15 protein-coding genes are annotated in these 17,762 nt (G+C 58.6%); 9 read left to right on the plus strand and 6 right to left on the minus strand.

What is annotated here, in order from left to right:
- Positions 1 to 237: 237 nt before the first annotated feature.
- From H1Y61_RS16005 to H1Y61_RS16015, 3 genes are all read right to left on the minus strand, one after another.
- On the minus strand, positions 238 to 1,485 hold the full coding sequence (locus H1Y61_RS16005) for a CmpA/NrtA family ABC transporter substrate-binding protein (RefSeq protein ID WP_235680771.1): 1,248 nt from the start codon (positions 1,483 to 1,485) through the stop codon (positions 238 to 240).
- Between the two features lie 94 nt (positions 1,486 to 1,579).
- A complete protein-coding gene (locus tag H1Y61_RS16010; RefSeq protein ID WP_409065487.1) occupies positions 1,580 to 2,320 on the minus strand; it encodes a LuxR family transcriptional regulator in 741 nt (246 codons plus the stop codon).
- Between the two features lie 438 nt (positions 2,321 to 2,758).
- The gene (locus H1Y61_RS16015) at positions 2,759 to 3,067 is read right to left on the minus strand and encodes a hypothetical protein (protein WP_174110092.1); all 309 of its coding nucleotides are present in this window, start codon (positions 3,065 to 3,067) and stop codon (positions 2,759 to 2,761) included.
- Between the two features lie 419 nt (positions 3,068 to 3,486).
- On the opposite strand from H1Y61_RS16015, the gene H1Y61_RS16020 reads away from it, so the two are divergent.
- Positions 3,487 to 4,383 (plus strand): SMP-30/gluconolactonase/LRE family protein, encoded by an 897-nt coding sequence (locus H1Y61_RS16020; protein WP_180573188.1) that lies wholly within the window; start codon positions 3,487 to 3,489, stop codon positions 4,381 to 4,383.
- A gap of 275 nt (positions 4,384 to 4,658) precedes the next feature.
- The gene (locus H1Y61_RS16025; RefSeq protein ID WP_174110090.1) at positions 4,659 to 5,192 is read left to right on the plus strand and encodes a PRC-barrel domain-containing protein; all 534 of its coding nucleotides are present in this window, start codon (positions 4,659 to 4,661) and stop codon (positions 5,190 to 5,192) included.
- Between the two features lie 104 nt (positions 5,193 to 5,296).
- Here the strand turns inward: H1Y61_RS16025 and H1Y61_RS16030 are convergent, their stop codons facing one another.
- Positions 5,297 to 6,718 carry an MFS transporter gene (locus H1Y61_RS16030; RefSeq protein ID WP_174110089.1) on the minus strand — a complete coding sequence of 474 codons (1,422 nt, stop codon included), beginning with the start codon at positions 6,716 to 6,718 and terminating at the stop codon, positions 5,297 to 5,299.
- 398 nt (positions 6,719 to 7,116) lie between these two features.
- Here H1Y61_RS16030 and H1Y61_RS16035 point away from each other — a divergent pair, with 398 nt between their 5' ends.
- Entirely contained in the window at positions 7,117 to 8,094 is a 978-nt protein-coding gene (locus H1Y61_RS16035; RefSeq protein WP_180573189.1) for an MBL fold metallo-hydrolase, read from the plus strand.
- 43 nt (positions 8,095 to 8,137) lie between these two features.
- Here H1Y61_RS16035 and H1Y61_RS16040 read toward each other — a convergent pair whose 3' ends face one another.
- Positions 8,138 to 8,587 (minus strand): nucleoside deaminase, encoded by a 450-nt coding sequence (locus tag H1Y61_RS16040; protein WP_156554225.1) that lies wholly within the window; start codon positions 8,585 to 8,587, stop codon positions 8,138 to 8,140.
- 72 nt (positions 8,588 to 8,659) lie between these two features.
- On the opposite strand from H1Y61_RS16040, the gene H1Y61_RS16045 reads away from it, so the two are divergent.
- From H1Y61_RS16045 to H1Y61_RS16060, 4 genes are all read left to right on the plus strand, one after another.
- Positions 8,660 to 10,726: a pseudouridine synthase gene (locus H1Y61_RS16045; RefSeq protein ID WP_180573190.1), complete on the plus strand. Its 2,067-nt coding sequence runs from the start codon at positions 8,660 to 8,662 to the stop codon at positions 10,724 to 10,726.
- A 6-nt stretch (positions 10,727 to 10,732) separates the two neighbouring features.
- Entirely contained in the window at positions 10,733 to 11,293 is a 561-nt protein-coding gene (gene rsmD, locus H1Y61_RS16050) for a 16S rRNA (guanine(966)-N(2))-methyltransferase RsmD (protein ID WP_156554227.1), read from the plus strand.
- Between the two features lie 169 nt (positions 11,294 to 11,462).
- Positions 11,463 to 12,341, plus strand: a complete 879-nt coding sequence (locus H1Y61_RS16055) for a patatin-like phospholipase family protein (RefSeq protein WP_180573191.1) — start codon at positions 11,463 to 11,465, stop codon at positions 12,339 to 12,341.
- A gap of 90 nt (positions 12,342 to 12,431) precedes the next feature.
- A protein-coding gene (locus tag H1Y61_RS16060; protein WP_180574534.1) for an IS630 family transposase occupies positions 12,432 to 13,377 on the plus strand; the annotation gives its coding sequence in 2 pieces (ribosomal slippage) (positions 12,432 to 12,770 and positions 12,772 to 13,377; 945 coding nt in all).
- A gap of 64 nt (positions 13,378 to 13,441) precedes the next feature.
- Here the strand turns inward: H1Y61_RS16060 and H1Y61_RS16065 are convergent.
- Complete coding sequence (locus tag H1Y61_RS16065; protein ID WP_180573192.1) at positions 13,442 to 15,262, minus strand: monovalent cation:proton antiporter-2 (CPA2) family protein; 1,821 nt, start codon at positions 15,260 to 15,262, stop codon at positions 13,442 to 13,444.
- A gap of 211 nt (positions 15,263 to 15,473) precedes the next feature.
- Here H1Y61_RS16065 and H1Y61_RS16070 point away from each other — a divergent pair, with 211 nt between their 5' ends.
- Both H1Y61_RS16070 and H1Y61_RS16075 read left to right on the plus strand, forming a co-directional pair.
- Complete coding sequence (locus H1Y61_RS16070; protein WP_180573193.1) at positions 15,474 to 16,820, plus strand: TldD/PmbA family protein; 1,347 nt, start codon at positions 15,474 to 15,476, stop codon at positions 16,818 to 16,820.
- Positions 16,821 to 16,862: 42 nt separating this feature from the next.
- The gene (locus tag H1Y61_RS16075; RefSeq protein ID WP_180573194.1) at positions 16,863 to 17,675 is read left to right on the plus strand and encodes a 3'(2'),5'-bisphosphate nucleotidase CysQ; all 813 of its coding nucleotides are present in this window, start codon (positions 16,863 to 16,865) and stop codon (positions 17,673 to 17,675) included.
- The last annotated feature ends 87 nt before the right edge of the window (positions 17,676 to 17,762 follow it).

Raw genomic sequence — 17,762 nt, forward strand, 5'->3', positions numbered from 1 at the left:
CTTAAAAAACAGCCGCGCCACCGCTTTGAGCGCTCACGTCATAGGGTTTCTGTGCTGCAATCTTAATTTCTCGGAACCGCTAGTGGTCCGATTCCGACATTTGCATCCGTTTGCAGCACCCTCGAGAGCAAATGTCGGAATCTTCAGGACCACTAGCAAGTCTCTGTTTCTAGTGGAATTTAAGAATTTGACATTTGATCCTCGAGGGTGCCGCAAGGGGGGTATCAAATGTCAAATTCATTCCACTAGCGAAGCGGCAAGATAATCATCAAGCCGGTCAGGGTCGAAGACACGTCCATCGAAAAATCCGTCCGGCCCAAGCAGCAAACGGCCATTGCTGGCGCCGACATAATCGGCTGCTGCCATCGCCCCCTCCACCTTGATATTGGCGCCTGGCATGGCGGCGAAGACCGGCCTGAGGGCGCGGCGATAAAGATCAGGCCGATAGGTTTCGAGCACCATGGCAATCCGCTCTCGGGCATGGGCGACATGACCGCAAAGCACCATCTGGCTATAAAACCACAGGGCATGGCTGGCCCAGGGGAAATTGGCGGCCTTGCGCTCCAGCACCAGAAAATCCTCAAGCGGCTGAACCTCTCCCGGCGCGGTTACCAGATCGCCGGTCAGGCCGGGTAACAAAAGCCGGCCTTCGACACCGAGATAGCGGGGTGCCGCCATGATACCGGCCAGTTCCTCGGTATTGCCGGGATTGCCGCACCATTGCGCGGCGCGGTAAAGCGCTCGGATCAGCGCATCGAGCCCGGCAGGATTGTTCTCGCCCCATCGCCTGCCAATGCCCAGAACCTTGTCCGGACCGCCGCGCCAGATAGCAGCGGTCGCAGCAACAATGCCTCCGACCTGCCGGTCCACCGCAACACTATTCCACGGTTCCGCCGCACAAAATCCGTCGAGCACGCCCGCACTAAGCCCATCCGCCATCAGCGGCGATGGCAATGAGACCATTTCGACCTCAATGCCGCAGTCCAGATGACAGGCAGCAAGCCAGTAGCGCAGATAATAGGCCTGGCTGGAATGGGTATCGCCGACGGCAATCCTCAAAGGCGGCAGGGACTTAGCGCGACGTTTCTCCACCACTCGTTTCAGTGCGGCGCCCGCCGCCATCGGCTCCAGAAGGTGGCTTTCCCAGCCTGCCTGTTGCATGGCTGTTGCAAGCGCACTCGACACAGTAAGCGCGCCGCCACCCAAATTGAGGGCCATGGGGACCAGCAGAGCGGGGGCCAGCGGCGAAAAACCGAGATTGGCGGCCAGCGCAAAGGGGCCAGGCAGATGCGCGCCATCGAAATGACCGACCGTCAGGCGGTCGCGGATCTGGGTCCAGGAGGTTTCGCGCACCAGGCGCAGGGTCAGGCCTTCGTCGGAGGCAAAGCCTTTTTCCACCGCCGCAACCAGTGGGGCGCTATCGAGACATGGCATGTAGCCAAGAGTGACATGCAAAGAGATGTGCTGGCCCATTGCAGCATACATGCCGCAAACCGCGGCCTCAGGCAAGTTGCACCTGCCGGAGAAGGTCGTCCTTCGGATGCATTATATCAAGACATCGAAGATGTCTCACGCGTTCCTATTTGATCAGGCTTAACCGCAAAGCCTTCGCGACTGCCTGGGTCCGGTTCACGGTATCCAGCTTGCGGGTGGCGCGGTTGAGATAATGATTGATCGTATGTTCTGACAGGCCCATGATCTCAGCGATTTCAACAGAGGTCTTGCCCGCGGCCGTCCAGGTCAGACATTCGATCTCGCGCTCCGTCAGCGTTTCGGTGACCCGTGCATCCAGTTCGCGAATTTCGGCAAGTCGGTTGAACACATGCCCGGCCAGATAGTGCAGCAGCACCATGTCAACGAAGGAAAAGGCTGGCATTTCACCGCAAATATTGACAGCGCCCCGGTTGCCATGGGCATCATGAACCGGAAAACAGGCGCCGCGCGGCATGCCGAACCGCAAAAACAGGTCCGTCGCCAGCTCGACAGTCTTGGGATCGCGTTCACGGGCGACCACATGCACATCGAAAACAACGGGTATTGAGGTGTTGCGCAACCGGTTGAACATCGGGCTGGACGACAGCAGGGACGCCATGTCGTACTCGCTGAGAAAATCAGCAGGCCAGTTGGTGATGACCGAGCTGCCGGTCAAAGTTTTTGCACCAGCCGAAGGCACATTCATGACCATGAAACCCTTGGCGCCGAAAAAGTCAGTCAACCGCTTCATCAGCCTGAAAACGTCAAACTGGGTCTTATAGCCGCTCAATTCGCGCACATAGCGTTCCGCCGTCGCAAATTTCGAGGCCGCATCTTCGGCAACCATTGCCATATGGACCAGATCGTCACCCATCGATAAAAAGCCTTGTTCTCTTTACATATCGCGACCGCGTCGCAACCCGTTGCAGACCTGCTATAGCCGGACACTGCGAAAATTGAATGCCGACTGCATTCCGGCAGTTACAGCCAAAAACATTGATAACTAAAAAAGCCAGTCCTGAATAATTTAACGAAGCCCTCTATCCATTCACTTATCTTCCGGTCATTTATTTATTTTCCGGTCATTTATTTAAGTCCTGCCGCAACAGAAAAGGGCTCCCGGTCTTATCGTTCGGCGATAACGATACCCATCCGAACGCAATGCCCATCCTATAGATCGACCATCCTGCCAATACCAAGGGCTGAAACCAGGTTTTTAGAAAATTCTATCGTCTAATACGAAGAGTCGTTGAAAACGACACTTCGTATTCCTTTTTCGAACATCTCAAGCCCTTGATGCATTTGAGATATTCGAAATCTTTTCAAGGCGAGGATGCGTCAGCATCTTCGATGCCTTGATATAAGCCGCGAAATAGGCCAACGCCACAAAACAGGTTCGCACATCAAGTATTCCCTGTTTTGCTTGCGCGACGTTGACCAATACGACGGCCATGCCGGCCTGGATGTGAAACCGCCGCCATCGCAGGCAATTTATTTTGCCTGGCACTGCCATTCGTGCCAAATCGGCTATCGTGGAACCATCCGAGCGGCTCGAATCGCGTTCTCTGCGGTCGAGATGAAACGCGATTGGCAAAACCGGTTTCCACTTTCCCTGGAAGGCACTACAGCGCCGTGCGCCCTATATGGCGACCAGAGTACACGACGCAAACGCTTCCATTCGAGGTTACCCCCCCTCTGCCTTGCCAGGCATCTCCCCCTCAAGGAGGGAGATCGACTCGAAACGAGCGTGTCGCTTCACATTTACAGTTCAAAATGCCGGAAATCACGGGATATCCGATAAAATGGGCGGTAAAGTCTATCTGATCTCCCTCCTTGAGGGGGAGATGTCCGGCAGGACAGAGGGGGGTAAGCGGCACATAAATTCGTTTGCGTCGTGTACTCTATATGGCGACAAAGGTTCGCTGTAGTGCTTTATATCCGCTGCATAATTTCTCCTTAAATCGATACCGATTTCAGGAATTATGCAGTAGACAAGAGAGCCACAGCGATTGGATGAAGGAGACCATCTTGCAAACAGCGTATTCCGGCACCGTCCTGGTCGATACCCGCCTGCATCTGGGTGAAGGCCCGACCTATGACGTCGCGCGTGACACCGCCTGGTGGTTCGACATTCTCGGCAAGGGGCTTATCGAGCATCGGTTTGCCACGGGCGAGACGATCCGCCACGATCTGCCGATGATGGCCAGTGCGTTGGCAACAATCGATGCGGAGCGCCAGATGCTGGCGACAGAACAGGGTATTTTCATTCGCACCATTGCCAGCGGCGAACTGACCTTGCTGACCGCGCTGGAACCGGAACTGATCGGCAATCGCTCCAATGACGGGCGGGTCCATCCTTGCGGTGCGCTATGGATCGGCACGATGGGCAAGACGGCAGCCGATGGGGCTGGTGCGATCTATCATGTGGCGGGCGACAAGGTGACCCGTCTTTATGATAGTATCAGCATTCCCAACGCTATCTGTTTTTCGCCAGATGGAAGCCTCGGTTATTATGTTGACACGCGGGTCAATACATTGATGAAGGTCAGTCTCGATCCGGCAACCGGCCTTCCGACCGGGATGCCGACAGTCCATATCGACGGACGTGGCAAGGATGGTGGCATCGACGGTGCGGTCTGCGATGCCGAGGGCGGCTTGTGGAATGCCCGTTGGGGCGTCGGCGCCGTCGATCACTACGATAGAACAGGACAGCACCTGGCGCGCTACCGGCTTCCCGCTGCCCAAACCACCTGCCCGGCCTTTATCGGTGCCAAGGCCGACCGCCTGTTGGTCACCTCCGCCACCGAAGGGCTCGACGCCGATGGCCTGGCCGCCGATCCCCATGGTGGCAAGACCTTCGTGCTCGATATCACGGTCAAGGGCCGGCACGAGCCAAGCTTCCGCCTGTAAAGCCACGACAACCGATGCTCCTCAACCATCAGCGTACCCGGGTGTCCAGCCGGGGCTATGGAGAGCGAAGGGCCGCAAACTCATTTTTATGCCTAAAGTTCCGTCAATTTGCAGAAATAAAATGCATAAAATTATCGGAACTCCTGCCTCTTTCGGGCATTTCACTACCGAGCCGAGCAGAGAGCCAGTCACTCACGCTTATGAAAACACACTTTCATGAGCGACTTGCTCTCACTCAGTCCGACACGAAACAAAGACCGAAAGGCAGGTTTAAGATGAACAAGACCCTCAATATTGTAGCCGCAACCGTTCTCATGGGTTCTACTGTTGTCGCGCCAATGGCCTTTGCGCAGAGTGCAACGACACCAGCAACGCCCGGCACCACCACAACCGCTCCAAGCACCGGCACCGCCCCTGCAATGACCACGCCTGGCGCCTCCGCTGCCATGGATACTTATCTGACCCAGCAGGGTAGCGACCAGTTGGCCGCATCCAACTATGTCGGCCAGAACGTCTATGCTGGTGACAAGAGCATCGGTGAAATCAAGGATCTGATCATGCAGCAGAATGGCGGCCTTGTCGCAGCTGTGATCGGCGTTGGTGGCTTCCTGGGCATCGGCGAAAAGAATGTCGCCGTTCCCGTTAGCAAGATCACCGTGACCCGTGATGCGCAGAATGCTGACAAGCTGCGTCTGACAACGACGGAAACGGCTGAAACCTTGAAGGCTGCTCCGGAATTCAAGACGCTGGAAGAGCAAAAGGCTGATGCAGGCACCACTGCTTCGACGCCAGCCACAGTCACCAAGTAATAAAGTGATGGTTGGTCGCGCGTTATAACACCGACAGGCCAGCATCGGGAATTGACAAGGCGGGACCGCAAGGCCCCGCCTTTTTCATGGGATTTTCTCAGCTGTTATTTAGCAGGAACGTTTTCTGCCTCTACGGCACCAGCTGCCAAAGGCTGCCGATGGCCGGACACATCAGCACCGGCACTCTTATCCATAAAGATATAGGGAATGACGGCTGCCAGCGACAAAAAGGCCACGACGGCAAAGGCCACATGAAAATCGGCAAGATCCAGATGACCACCGGTTATCATTGTGCTGATCTCCAGAACGAAGGCCGCGCAGGCAACGCCGAGCGCCAGACTAATCTGTTGCAACACCGAGGCAATTGAGGTTGCCTGACTGGCCTCGTTATTGTCGATATTGGCATAGCCCAGCGCATTGGTGCCGGTGAAGAAAAACGAGCGGCAGAACCCGGCCAGCAGCAGGAAGAACATCAGCAGCGCATGCGGGGTCTGCGGCGTGAAAAACGCGTTGAGAAAGGTAGTCGCCGCACCACAGACGCCAGCCACGATCAACACACTGCGAAAACCGGCAGCGGCAAACACCCGGCGCGCCATGAATTTGGTGCTGATCGCCCCAATGGCGCCGACAAAGGTGGTCAGCCCGGATTCAAACGGTGTCATGCCGAAGCCGAGTTGCAGCATCAGCGGCATCAGAAAGGGAATGGCACCCGCCGAAATCCGAAACAGCGTCCCACCGATCTGGGCGGCGCGAAAGGCCGGTTTGCGAAACAGGGTGAGATCCAGAAGCGGTGCTGGATGGCGCCTGGCATGCCCTATATAAAGAACGCCGCACAACAGGCCGATAACAGTTGCGGCAATACCGACAATCGGCGGCAAGGCTGGCAGGCTCATGACCGACAGGCCGAAAACGACGCCCGCCGCCGACAGCGATGTCAGGGCAAATCCGGTCCAGTCGATCGGCGCAGTTTCGACCCGCTCGATTTCCGGCAGGAAAATTGTCGATAGGACAACGCCCAGCACGCTGATCGGCACATTGATCAGGAAAATCCAGTGCCAGGTGAAATAGGTGGTGATGAAGCCGCCAACCGGTGGTCCAGCCAGCGGACCGACAAGGGCAAAAATAGTCAGTAGCGCCATGGCGGACACCAGATCCTCGCGCTTGGTGGTGCGCAACAGAACCAGACGTCCGACCGGCGTCATCATCGCCCCGCCCATGCCCTGAAAAAACCTGGCAGCGACGAATTCCACCAGCGAACTGGACATGGCGCAGCAGACGGAGCCGACGATGAAAACCCCCATCGCCGCCCGGAAGATCTGCTTGGCCCCGAATTTATCCGCCATCCAGCCGCTGACCGGAATGAAAATGGCGAGCGCCACCATATAAGACGTCAGAGCCAGTTTCAGCGTGATCGGCCCGACGCCGAGATCGTTGGCAATGGCGGGCAGCGCGGTCGCAATCACCGTGGAGTCCATGTTTTCCATGAACAGGGCCACGGCCAGGATGAGCGGAACGATGCGATTCATGAAGAACACTCTTTAAAGATGGCAGCCATTGGAACTGAAGTTAATATCCCCTTGCGACATGATCGAAGATCAAATGTCACAAACAGACCACCAGGCGTACATATCAAGGCCCGACGAAAAGCCTCACCCGGCGCGTCCTTCTAGTCCCCTCATCCCATACCTGACAATCGTTATCGTCCCGATAAGCCCGCCGATCACGTACACGTTACGCATTTCCAATCATCGCTTACAAGCCGTCAACTTCGGAGCAATTCATTCTGTTTGCTGGATAATTTTTCCACGAAAATCTGGCGAGCCGGAGAAAACATCCCCCACGCCATTGAAACGGCCCAGACCCGCCGCTACCTGTTGGAGCTGTAAGCTCTGAAAATGGGGACGAGGAGGTTGTAATGGTTTCAATGAACAGGCGAACAATGATCGCAGGGGCTGCTTTGAGCGCCTTGTCGGCCCCGGCGCTGATAACGCGGGCAGCTTTCGCGCAAGCGGAGACATCGATGGATATCAATCATGCCATGCCCCCGGAGACCCACAGGTTCCAACTCGGCGGGTTTGAAGTCGTGGTCATCAAGGATGGCACACGGGTTTCCGACAAGCCGGGTGAGACCTTTGGCACCAATCAGAGCCCGGAAACGGTTTCGGCGCTGCTCGAAAAGAATTTCCTGCCGACTGATAAATTCGTCAACGGTTTTTCGCCGGTGCTGATCAATACCGGCTCTGATGTCATCCTGTTCGATACCGGCATGGGCGAACAGGGCCGTGCCAATGGCATGGGCAGGCTCAGTGAAGGCATGATGGCCGCAGGCTATTCGCCCGAAGATGTCACCATCGTCGTCCTCACCCATATGCATGGCGACCATATCGGCGGGCTGATGGAAAAGGGTAAACCGGCCTTTAGCAAGGCTCGCTATATCGCCGGGCAGCGCGAATATGATTTCTGGACCAACGCCGCCCGCGCAGGCACGCCAGCCGAAGGCGGACAGAAAGCAGTTCTGGCCAATGTGAAGCCGCTGGCTGAAAAAATCACCTTCCTCGGCGATCAAGGCGGCGATGTGGTCTCCGGCATTCGTGGCGAGGCGGCTTTCGGCCACTCTCCCGGCCATATGATTTTCCACGTCGAATCCAAGGGCAAGCGCCTGCTGCTGACCGCAGATACCGCCAACCATTTCGTGCTGTCGCTGCAACGTCCCGATTGGGAAGTGAAATTCGACATGGACAAGGCTCAGGCCGCCGCCACTCGCAAACGGGTGTTCGACATGGCAGCAACCGACAAGGTCGCCTTCCTGGGCTATCACATGCCCTTCCCCTCGGTCGGCTATGTCGAAACGCTCGATACCGGCTACCGATTCGTGCCGAAGAGCTACCAGTTCGATCTTTGATCGCTTGCGCCGCGCGCCCATTCGGGGCGCGGCGATATTTCCGTCACCGTTTGGCGGTGAAAAAATCCTTCAGGAGAGCGGCAGCCTCAGTCTCGCCGATCCCGGCATAGACATCCGGCGCATGATGGCAGGTGGGCTGGCTGTAAAAACGCGCACCATGGTCAACACCCCCGCCCTTTTCATCGGGCGCGCCGTAATAAAGACGGCGGATGCGGGCAAAGGATATCGCTGCCGCGCACATTGTACAGGGCTCCAGCGTCACATAGAGATCGGCGCCTGCTAGCCGCTCATCCTCCAGAATGGCGCAGGCACGGCGGATCGCCAGGATTTCCGCATGGGCCGTCACGTCCTGCAAGGCACGGGTTTCATTGCCAGCCCGGGCCAGAATGACGCCGTCCTTGACCAGCACAGCACCAATTGGCACCTCGCCGCGCGCGCCAGCCAGGCGGGCCTCTTCCAGGGCAACATCCATGAAACGGGTCGTCAGCGTCATGATGCATGAACTTTCCACTTAACCAAGCCTTCGCGAACTGATAGGACACAGCAAACGACAGGCAAGCAAAAAATGACCGATAAAGAAAAGTTCAAGCGGCCGGGCAGCAAGCCCGCTGGCCGCCCCTTCAAGACATCTGCCGACAAACCCGGCAAATCCGGCCCAAAAAGCTTTGGTGCCCAGAAAAAATTTGGCGAAAAGGCCGATGCGGCACCGCGCAAAAGCGCGACACCTGCTGCCAAGACAGGCAGCGAGGATACGCTGAAGCCGGAACGGATTTCCAAGCTGCTGGCGCGTGCCGGTATCGCTTCGCGCCGCGACGTGGAACGCATGATCATGGAAGGCCGCGTGGCCGTCAATGGCAAGGTGCTGGACAGCCCGGTGCTGAACGCCACGCTGGCCGACCGGATCGAAGTGGATGGCGAGCCCATTCGCGGCATCGAGCGCACACGGCTCTGGCTCTATCATAAGCCGTCCGGCCTGGTGACGACCAATTCCGACCCGGAAGGACGCCCGACCGTATTCGACAACCTGCCGGAGGAATTGCCGCGGGTGATGTCGATCGGACGGCTCGATATCAATACCGAAGGCCTGCTGTTGCTGACCAATGACGGCGGCTTGGCGCGGGTGCTGGAACTGCCAACCACCGGCTGGCTTCGCCGCTACCGCGTGCGCGCCTATGGCGAGATCGATCAGGCCAAGCTGGACACGCTGAAGGACGGCATCGCCGTTGACGGCGTGCTCTATGGTGCCATCGACGCGGTTCTGGACCGTGCCCAAGGCCACAACGTCTGGATCACCATGGGTCTGCGCGAAGGCAAGAACCGGGAAATCAAGAATGTGCTGGGCGCGCTTGGTCTTGAGGTCAACCGGCTGATTCGCATCTCCTACGGCCCGTTCCAGCTGGGCGACCTGCCAGAATCGCAAGTGCAGGAAGTGCGTGGCCGCATGTTGCGCGACCAGCTCGGTCCGCGCCTGATCGAGGAATCCAAGGCCAATTTCGACGCGCCGCTCTATTCCAACGCCCCCGCCGAGGAAGAGGATGCGCCTGCGCCGAAAGCCAAGGCGAAAGCCGAGGAAGGCAATTGGAAGAAGGACACACGGCCAGCCAAGCCGCGCGGCTTCGACAACCGGGAGGATGCTCGCGAAAAGGCACTCAGCCGGCTCGACACCCGCCGTGACGGTGCAAAGCCTGCCTTCGGCAGCAAACCCGGATTTGGCGGCAAGCCCGGCTTCAAGGGGAAACCTGCGGCTGGCCGTGACGGTGACGATGCAGCCCGCGATGGCAAGCCGAAGCGCATGCCACTTGGCCAGAGCCGCACCGCCAATGTCTGGATGGCACCTGGCGCTCGCCCGGTGTCTGAAAAGAAGGCCGCAACAGACGAAGCTCGCAAAAGCGGACCTCGCGCCCGCCCCGATGGCGCACCGCAGACCAAACGTTACGGCCGCACCAAGGACGGCGCACCAACCAAGAGCCTTTCGCGTCACGACCCGGATCGTGGACAGTATGCCGGCAGCGACGATAAAGATTTGCGCGTCAAGGTCAGCCGCGCCCGTGATGCCGAGGGCGAATGGATTCGCGCCGAAGGCCCCGACAGCAAACCAGCCGGACGTGGCGGACGCTCTGGCGAAGGCTTTGGCGGCAAGCGGGATGGCGCAGATCGTGGTGCCCGTCCCGCATATGGTGACAAACCTGCCTATGGTGATCGGCCAGCGCGTGGCGAGCGTGCAGCGCCCAGTGACCGTCCGTCGCGCGGCCAATGGCCCGCACGTGGGGATCGCCCGGACCGGGGCGAAAGACCTGCTCGCAGCGATGCTCCGGCCCGCAGTGATCGCCCCTATTCCGGTCGCCCCACCGGAGAAAGAGCCGAGCGGCCAACCGGCGACCGGCCTTATGACGGACGGCCAAAATCCCGGTCCGCTTCCGGCGACAAGCCGTCCTTTGGTGGGAAGCCATCCTTTGGCGGAAAACCGGCGGGCAAATCCTCGTTTGGTGGCAAACCGTCTTCCGGTGGAAAGCCTGGGTTTGGTGGCAAGCCGGGCGGGAAGCCCGGTTCTGCCAGACCCGGCTCTACCAGATCAGATGCAGGGCGTGGCCCATCGCGTGGCCCTTCCTCTGGCCCCAAAGGCAAGAGGTAAGCCGACATGCGGATCGTTGGTGGAGAATTTCGGGGGCGTAGCCTTGCCGCGCCCAAGACCGACGCCATCCGGCCGACCATCGACCGGACACGCGAAAGCCTGTTCAACATCCTGATGCATGCCCATCCCGAATGTCTTGATGGCACGCGGGTTCTCGACCTGTTTGCCGGAACCGGTGCCATCGGGCTGGAAGCCCTGTCGCGGGGTTGCCGTTCGGCGCTGTTTGTCGAAAACAGCGTCGAGGGCCGCGGCCTGCTGTGGGAAAATATCGACAATCTTGGCCTGCATGGCCGCGCCAAGATTTTGCGACGCGATGCCACCGACCTCGGTTCGGTCAGCACGATGGAGCCCTTCCATCTGCTGTTTGCCGACCCACCCTATGGCAAGGGCTTGGGCGAAAAGGCCTTTGCCGCTGCTGACAAGGGCGGCTGGCTGGTGCCTGGGGCTTTGGCGCTGCTGGAAGAGCGCGCCGATGTCCTGGTCCAGGCGCCCGAAGCCTTCGCTCTGCTGGAAGAGCGGATCTTCGGCGATACAAGAATTTCATTCTTTGCCTATAGACCGGGTTGAAACGGCAGCGCGATTTCTTAAATCCGCTGCGATATAGAGTTTGTCAGAGAAAAGCAGCCTCCGATTTCACAAGACGCTTCGGGCTGCTTTCTCGCATTTTTCTTGCATATCCGACAGAAAGCCAATCGATGCTTGTGTTGGACATGCTCCAAAAGGTCCGTTTGAAATCATGCCGCAGGATGTCCAATCCCAAAAATCCCTCGTTGAGGTAGGACCCAGCACGCCGACGGTTGCCGTGGCGCTGGGGGCTGGCGGCGCGCGGGGCCTTGCGCATATTCATGTGCTGGAAGCCCTTGAGGAAATGGGGATTGAGCCTGTGGCGATTGCCGGTTCCTCCATTGGCGCGATTATCGGGGCCGGCAAGGCCGCAGGCATGTCGGCAGCCGAAATGCGCGACCATGCGCTGGAAACCGTCGGCAAGCGCAATGAAGTGTTCAAGCGGATCTGGGGCCTGCGCCCGCCGACCATGCGCCATGCCATCGGCGGTTTCCGGTTGGGACAGTTCAACCTGGAGCGTATTCTGCGCGCCTTTTTGCCATCCCGGATTCCCGATGATTTTTCCGGCCTTGGCATTCCGCTGAAAGTGATTTCCACCGATTATTACGGCCATTGCGAACAGGTCAGCGAAGACGGCGATCTTTATCAGGCTCTGGCCGCCTCCGCCGCCATTCCCGCCCTGTTCATGCCTGTCATGCTGAACGGGCGGCTGATAATCGATGGCGGCATTTTCAATCCCGTGCCTTATGAACATCTGATGGGCCTTGCAGATATCGTCATCGGCATCGACATCGTCGGCGGCCCTGTCGGAGTGGACGATATCCCGAACCGCATCGACAGCCTGTTCGGCGCCTCGCAGCTGATGATGCAATCGCATCTGGCACTCAAACTCAAGCTTGGCCCACCGGCAATTTTCCTGCGCCCGCCAGTCAATGGGTTTGGCGTGATGGATTTCATGAAGGCCAAACAAATCTTCGAGGTATCAGCCCCGGTCAAAGACGAGGTCAAGCGGGCCTTGGAGGCGCAATTTGCGCTTCTCGCCCAGCGCTAGAGTCTGTCAGCGCTAATTTGAATCGTGCTCGGATTCCCTTTTGATTGAATTTATGATTCAAACTCATTTCTGGATTGGAGGCGAGCAATGATGGTGCATCCTCTTTCTCTTGATTTGCGCATGCGTATTGCAGCAGCTTTGAGTGACGGTATGACTGTTCGTGCTGCTGCGGTGCGATTTGGGGTGTCGGCGGCCACGGCAGTTCGGATAGGCCAGCGTGCCCGTTCGGGCAAAGGCTTGATGCCTGCGAAGATAGGCGGCTACGTCAAACCGATCCTGCGGGGCGAAACAGCAGATGCGGTGCGTCAACGGCTTGTGGCCAAATCGGACTGGACGGTGCGTGCGCTGTCTGCGGATTTGAAAGCTGCGGGGATCAATGTTTCTCACGACACGATTTGGCGCTTCCTGCGTAGCGAAGGCAAAACCTTCAAAAAAAACACTGGTGGCATGCGAACGGGACAGGCCGAAGGTTGTACGGTTCCGAGCACGCTGGAAGACACATCAGCACCGACTTGATCCCGATCGTCTTGTCTTCATTGATGAAACCTGGGTTAAGACCAATATGACGCGCACCTGCGGCTGGAGCCAACTCGGAGAGCCGCTCATCGCAAAGGTGCCGCATGGTCACTGGAAAACGCTGACTTTTCTGGCTGGCCTGCGCCGCGACAGCATCGTAGCACCGTGTGTTCTCGATGGTCCTATCAACAGCGTTGCCTTTACGGCATGGGTCCAGCAATCCCTCATTCCAACCCTCAAGCCTCGTGATGTCGTCATTCTCGACAATCTGGGAAGTCACAAAGGAAAGTCTGTGCGCGATGCCATCCGGGATGCCGGTGCCCACATCCTCTTCCTGCCGCCCTACAGTCCAGATCTCAATCCTATCGAAATGATGTTTGCAAAGTTAAAGGCACTTGTCAGAAAAGCCGAAGAACGAACCGTCGAACAAACATGGAGACGCATTGGACAGTTCCTCACGGCATTCTCACCGCAAGAGTGCGCAAACTATCTCAGGCATGCTGGTTATGGTTCAAACTAAACCTGACAGACTCTAGAGTTTGCCTTTTCGGGAAAACCGGGGTCCACGTTTCCGAAGGTAAACTCTAAGCAGCCGTATCCCGGTCTTGTTCCCTGTCTTTGTCCTGATCTTTCTCCGTCTCATGTCCCCGCTTGGGTTTGATCAGCGGTTCAGGCTGGACAGGCCTGTTATACAGCATATGGGCGCCGCCCTTGATGCCTTCAACCGCCTGAATGCGTAGGCGCTCGTCGTCGCGGCGGCGGATATCGGCCTCGATGGCCTCGGCCATGTCCTCATCCACACCCAGGGCCTCGATGGTCTTACGGCCGAATTTCAAGCCTGATTCCACGGTTTCGCGCAGTTCATATTCGACATTGCGCGCCCGCAGCCAGAGGCTGTGAACACGATCATAGGAGCGCACGAACAGCCGCGCCTGGGGAAATTCGGAGGCGACCAGCTCGACGATCCGGTCGGTAACCTCCCGCTTCTGGGTACAGACCGCGACCACCTTGGCCTTTTCGATGCCAGCGGCCCTCAACATGTCCAGCCGCGTGCCATCCCCGAAATAAATACGAAACCCGAAGGAGGCAGCCTGGCGAATACGGTCGGCGGAATCGTCGATGATCGTCACATCCCGGCCACTGGCCAGCAACACCTGGGCGGCAATCTGGCCAAAACGCGAAAAGCCAATCATCAACACATCCGAACCGGCGCCGTCGAAATCCTCGTCCAGCTCCTCATGTTGATCGCGTGACAGCAGCCGGGAGGAGAGCGCCGCGACCACCGGCGTCAGCGCCATGGTGAGCGTGACGATCGAAATCAGCAACGACGAGGTGGCGCTGGAAAACACCCCAGCCGAGACGGCGGTGGTAAACAGCACAAAACCGAATTCTCCGCCCTGCGGCAGAATGGCGGCAATGCGAATGGCATCGTCATGCCGCGATCCGGCCAGCCGGCAGAGAGCATAAATGCTGATCGCCTTGATCAGCATCACCACCGGCACCGCAACGGCCAGCAGCCAGAGATTGGCAAAAATCACGTTGAACTGGACGGACAGGCCCACCGCCATGAAAAACAGCGCCTGGAGAATGCCGCGAAACGGCTCGATATCGGCTTCCAATTCATGGCGATAGGAGGATTCGGCCAGCATAACGCCCGCCAGAAACGCTCCCATCGCCATGGACAGGCCGACTGCCTGCATCAGCATCGCCGATCCGAGCACGATGAACAGGGCTGCGGCAATCATCACCTCACGAGCGCCGGTGCGGGCCATCACCTGAAACAGCGGATTGAGCAAATAGCGTCCGGCCAGGATCATCGCAACGGTGGCAATGACGGCCACACCGATATCGATCCATAGTGAGCCGGGCGCAGGCGCCGCCTGGGCGCCGAGAATGGAAATCAGCGCCAGTAGCGGCACGATGGCAAGATCCTGGAACAGCAGGACAGAAAAGGTGCGCTGGCCATATTGGCTATTGAGGTCACTGCGATCATTGAGGATCTGCAAGGCAAACGCCGTGGAGGATAGCGACAGACCAAAACCGGCAATCACCGCGCCGCGCCAATCGAGCAGACCGAAGGCCAGCACCACGCCGGTCAGCAGTACTCCACCTACCATCACCTGGGCAGTCCCCAGGCCGAAAATATCGGCGCGCATTTTCCAAAGGGTCGAGGGTTTTAACTCCAGTCCGATGACGAACAGCAGGAAAACGATACCAAGCTCGGCAACTGAGAGAATTTCCTCCGCCCCGGTGATGACATGGGCGACAGGACCGATGACAGCACCTGCCGCCAGATAGCCGAGCACCGTGCCGAGGCCGAGCTTGCGGAAAATCGGTGCGGCGACCACGGCACCGCCCAAAAGTACGAGAGCCTCGGTAAACAACAGGGTGGGTGCGGTGCTCATCTTAGCCTTTCCGGTGCAAGCCTTCTATCGCAGGGTTCGACTGGTCTGCCCTTGATGCGGAAGGGAATGCAAACTATAGCGACGTCATCGCACCCTATCGAGTGCAATCAGGTCGCTATAGCACTTTATCCCTGCTGCATAATTTTCTCCTCAAACCGATTCCGGTTTACGGAATTATGCAGTAAAGGAAGGTGACGAGAAAGGCCAAGCCATGTCATCTGAAAATTCCCCCGAACATCTTTTGTCGCGCGCCCATCAACTGGTCGATCTGGCCCGCAAAGCCGGAGCAGAGCGGGCCGATGCCGTTGTGGTGCGCTCCCGCGCCCATTCGGTCAGCGTGCGGCTGGGCAAAGTCGAGCAGACAGAATCCTCGGAAAGCGATGATTTTTCGCTGCGGGTGTTTATCGGCAACCGCGTCGCCTCCGTCTCGGCCAATCCGGGCTTCGACCTGACGGCGCTGGCCGAACGCGCCGTTGCCATGGCGAGGGTTTCGCCGGAAGACCCCTATACCGGCCTTGCCGATGAAGAGGATCTGGCAAGGACCTATCCGGATCTGCAACTTTACGACCCAACCGAGGTGTCGAGCGATGCGCTGCGCGACGCAGCTCTTGCCATGGAAGAGGCGGCTCTTGCCGTCAATGGCGTCAGCAATTCGCTGGGGGCCAGCGCATCGGCAGGCATGGGCGGGCTGGTTCTCGTGACCTCGCACGGCTTTTCCGGCCACTACCAGGCCTCGCGGTTTTCCCGCTCGACCGGGGTGATCGCTGGCGAAGGCACGTCGATGGAACGCGACCACGATTACGACAGCCGCCTGTATTTCGCCGAGCTGGACAGCCCGGAAGAGATCGGCAGACGCGCAGGCGAGCGCACGGTGCGCCGGATCAACCCGCGCAAGGCCGACACTGCCAAAAACCTGACGGTTGTGCTCGATCCGCGCGTCGCACGCGGCTTTGTTGGCCATATCTCCGGTGCCATCAATGGCGCTGCCGTGGCCCGTAAAACCTCCTTCCTGCGCGACCGCATGGGCCAGCAGGTGCTGAAATCCGGTCTCAGCATCACCGACGATCCGACCCGGGTGCGTGGTTCGTCCTCGCGTCCTTTCGATGGCGAAGGGGTGATGGGCAAGCCGCTGACGATGATCGAGGATGGCGTTTTGCGCCATTGGTTCCTCTCCACATCGGCGGCGCGCGAACTGGGCTTGAAGACCAATGGGCGCGGCGCGCGCGGCGGCACGTCCGTCTCGCCCTCTTCCTCCAATCTGGCGCTGGAGCCGGGCGACATCACGCCGGAGGCGCTGATATCAGGCATTTCCAGTGGATTTTACATTACCGACATGATCGGCCATGGGGTTGACATGATCACCGGCGATTACAGCCGAGGGGCCTCCGGTTTCTGGATCGAGAATGGCGAACTGACCTATCCGGTTTCGGAAGTGACGATTGCGTCCAACCTGAAGCAGATGTTCATGGCGATGACGCCAGCCAATGACATCGACCGCAAATTCGGCGTCGCAGCTCCGACACTTGCCATCGAAGGCCTGACGATTGCCGGGAAATAACCATATCAACAAGGACCGTAAAGGGTGAGCAGCACAAGCCAAATGCCAGATCTTCAAGCCGATCTCGACCTCATTGCCGAGGCCGCACGACAGGCTGGCGAGGTGGCGCTGACCTATTTCGGGGCTGATCCGGATGTCTGGTGGAAAAACGAGGGCCAATCACCGGTCAGCGCCGCAGACTATGCCGCCAATAGCCTGCTGGAAAAGATCCTGCGCGGCGCACGTCCCTCCTATGGCTGGCTTTCGGAGGAAAATGACGACGATGAAAGCCGGCTGAGCCGCGACAGCGTCTTTGTGATTGATCCGATCGATGGCACCCGCGCCTTTCTGGCCAAGGAAAAAACCTGGTGCGTGTCCGTTGCGGTCGTACATCGTGGCCGTCCAGTGGCGGCTGTCCTGGTCGCGCCTGCCCTTGGCGAAACCTTTCTGGCAACCGCCGAGGGGCAAGCTACCTTGAACGGCGAAGTGATTACTGTCGCCGACCGCCTGCCTCATCAAAGCCTGCGGGTGGCGACACCTGCCGAATTGCTCAAGGCCTTTCGAGACGGCGTGCGCGAGCGGCTGGAACGGGTCGCTCATATTCCTTCGCTCGCCTATCGGCTGGCACTGGTGGCGGACGGGCGGATCGATGCGACGCTGGTGATGAAAAACTCCCATGACTGGGACCTGGCCGCAGCCGACCTTATTCTTGAACGGGCTGGCGGAGCGCTGACCGACATCCACGGCAAGCCGCTACTCTACAACCGGCCACAGGTGCGCCACGGCCATCTTCTGGCCGGATCAAACGCCGTCCTGCCGGAACTACTGACCGCCTTTTCGGCAGGACCGGAGACTGCATCCGACAAGGGCCGATAAGATGCAGGATGAACAACCCAACGCTCGGCATGGCAGGTCGGGCGGCGGCGGTTGACCTTGCTGTAAAAATCAAGCAGATGACATCTG

The sequence above is a fragment of the Agrobacterium vitis genome, from assembly GCF_013426735.1.
Taxonomy (GTDB): domain Bacteria; phylum Pseudomonadota; class Alphaproteobacteria; order Rhizobiales; family Rhizobiaceae; genus Allorhizobium; species Allorhizobium vitis_D.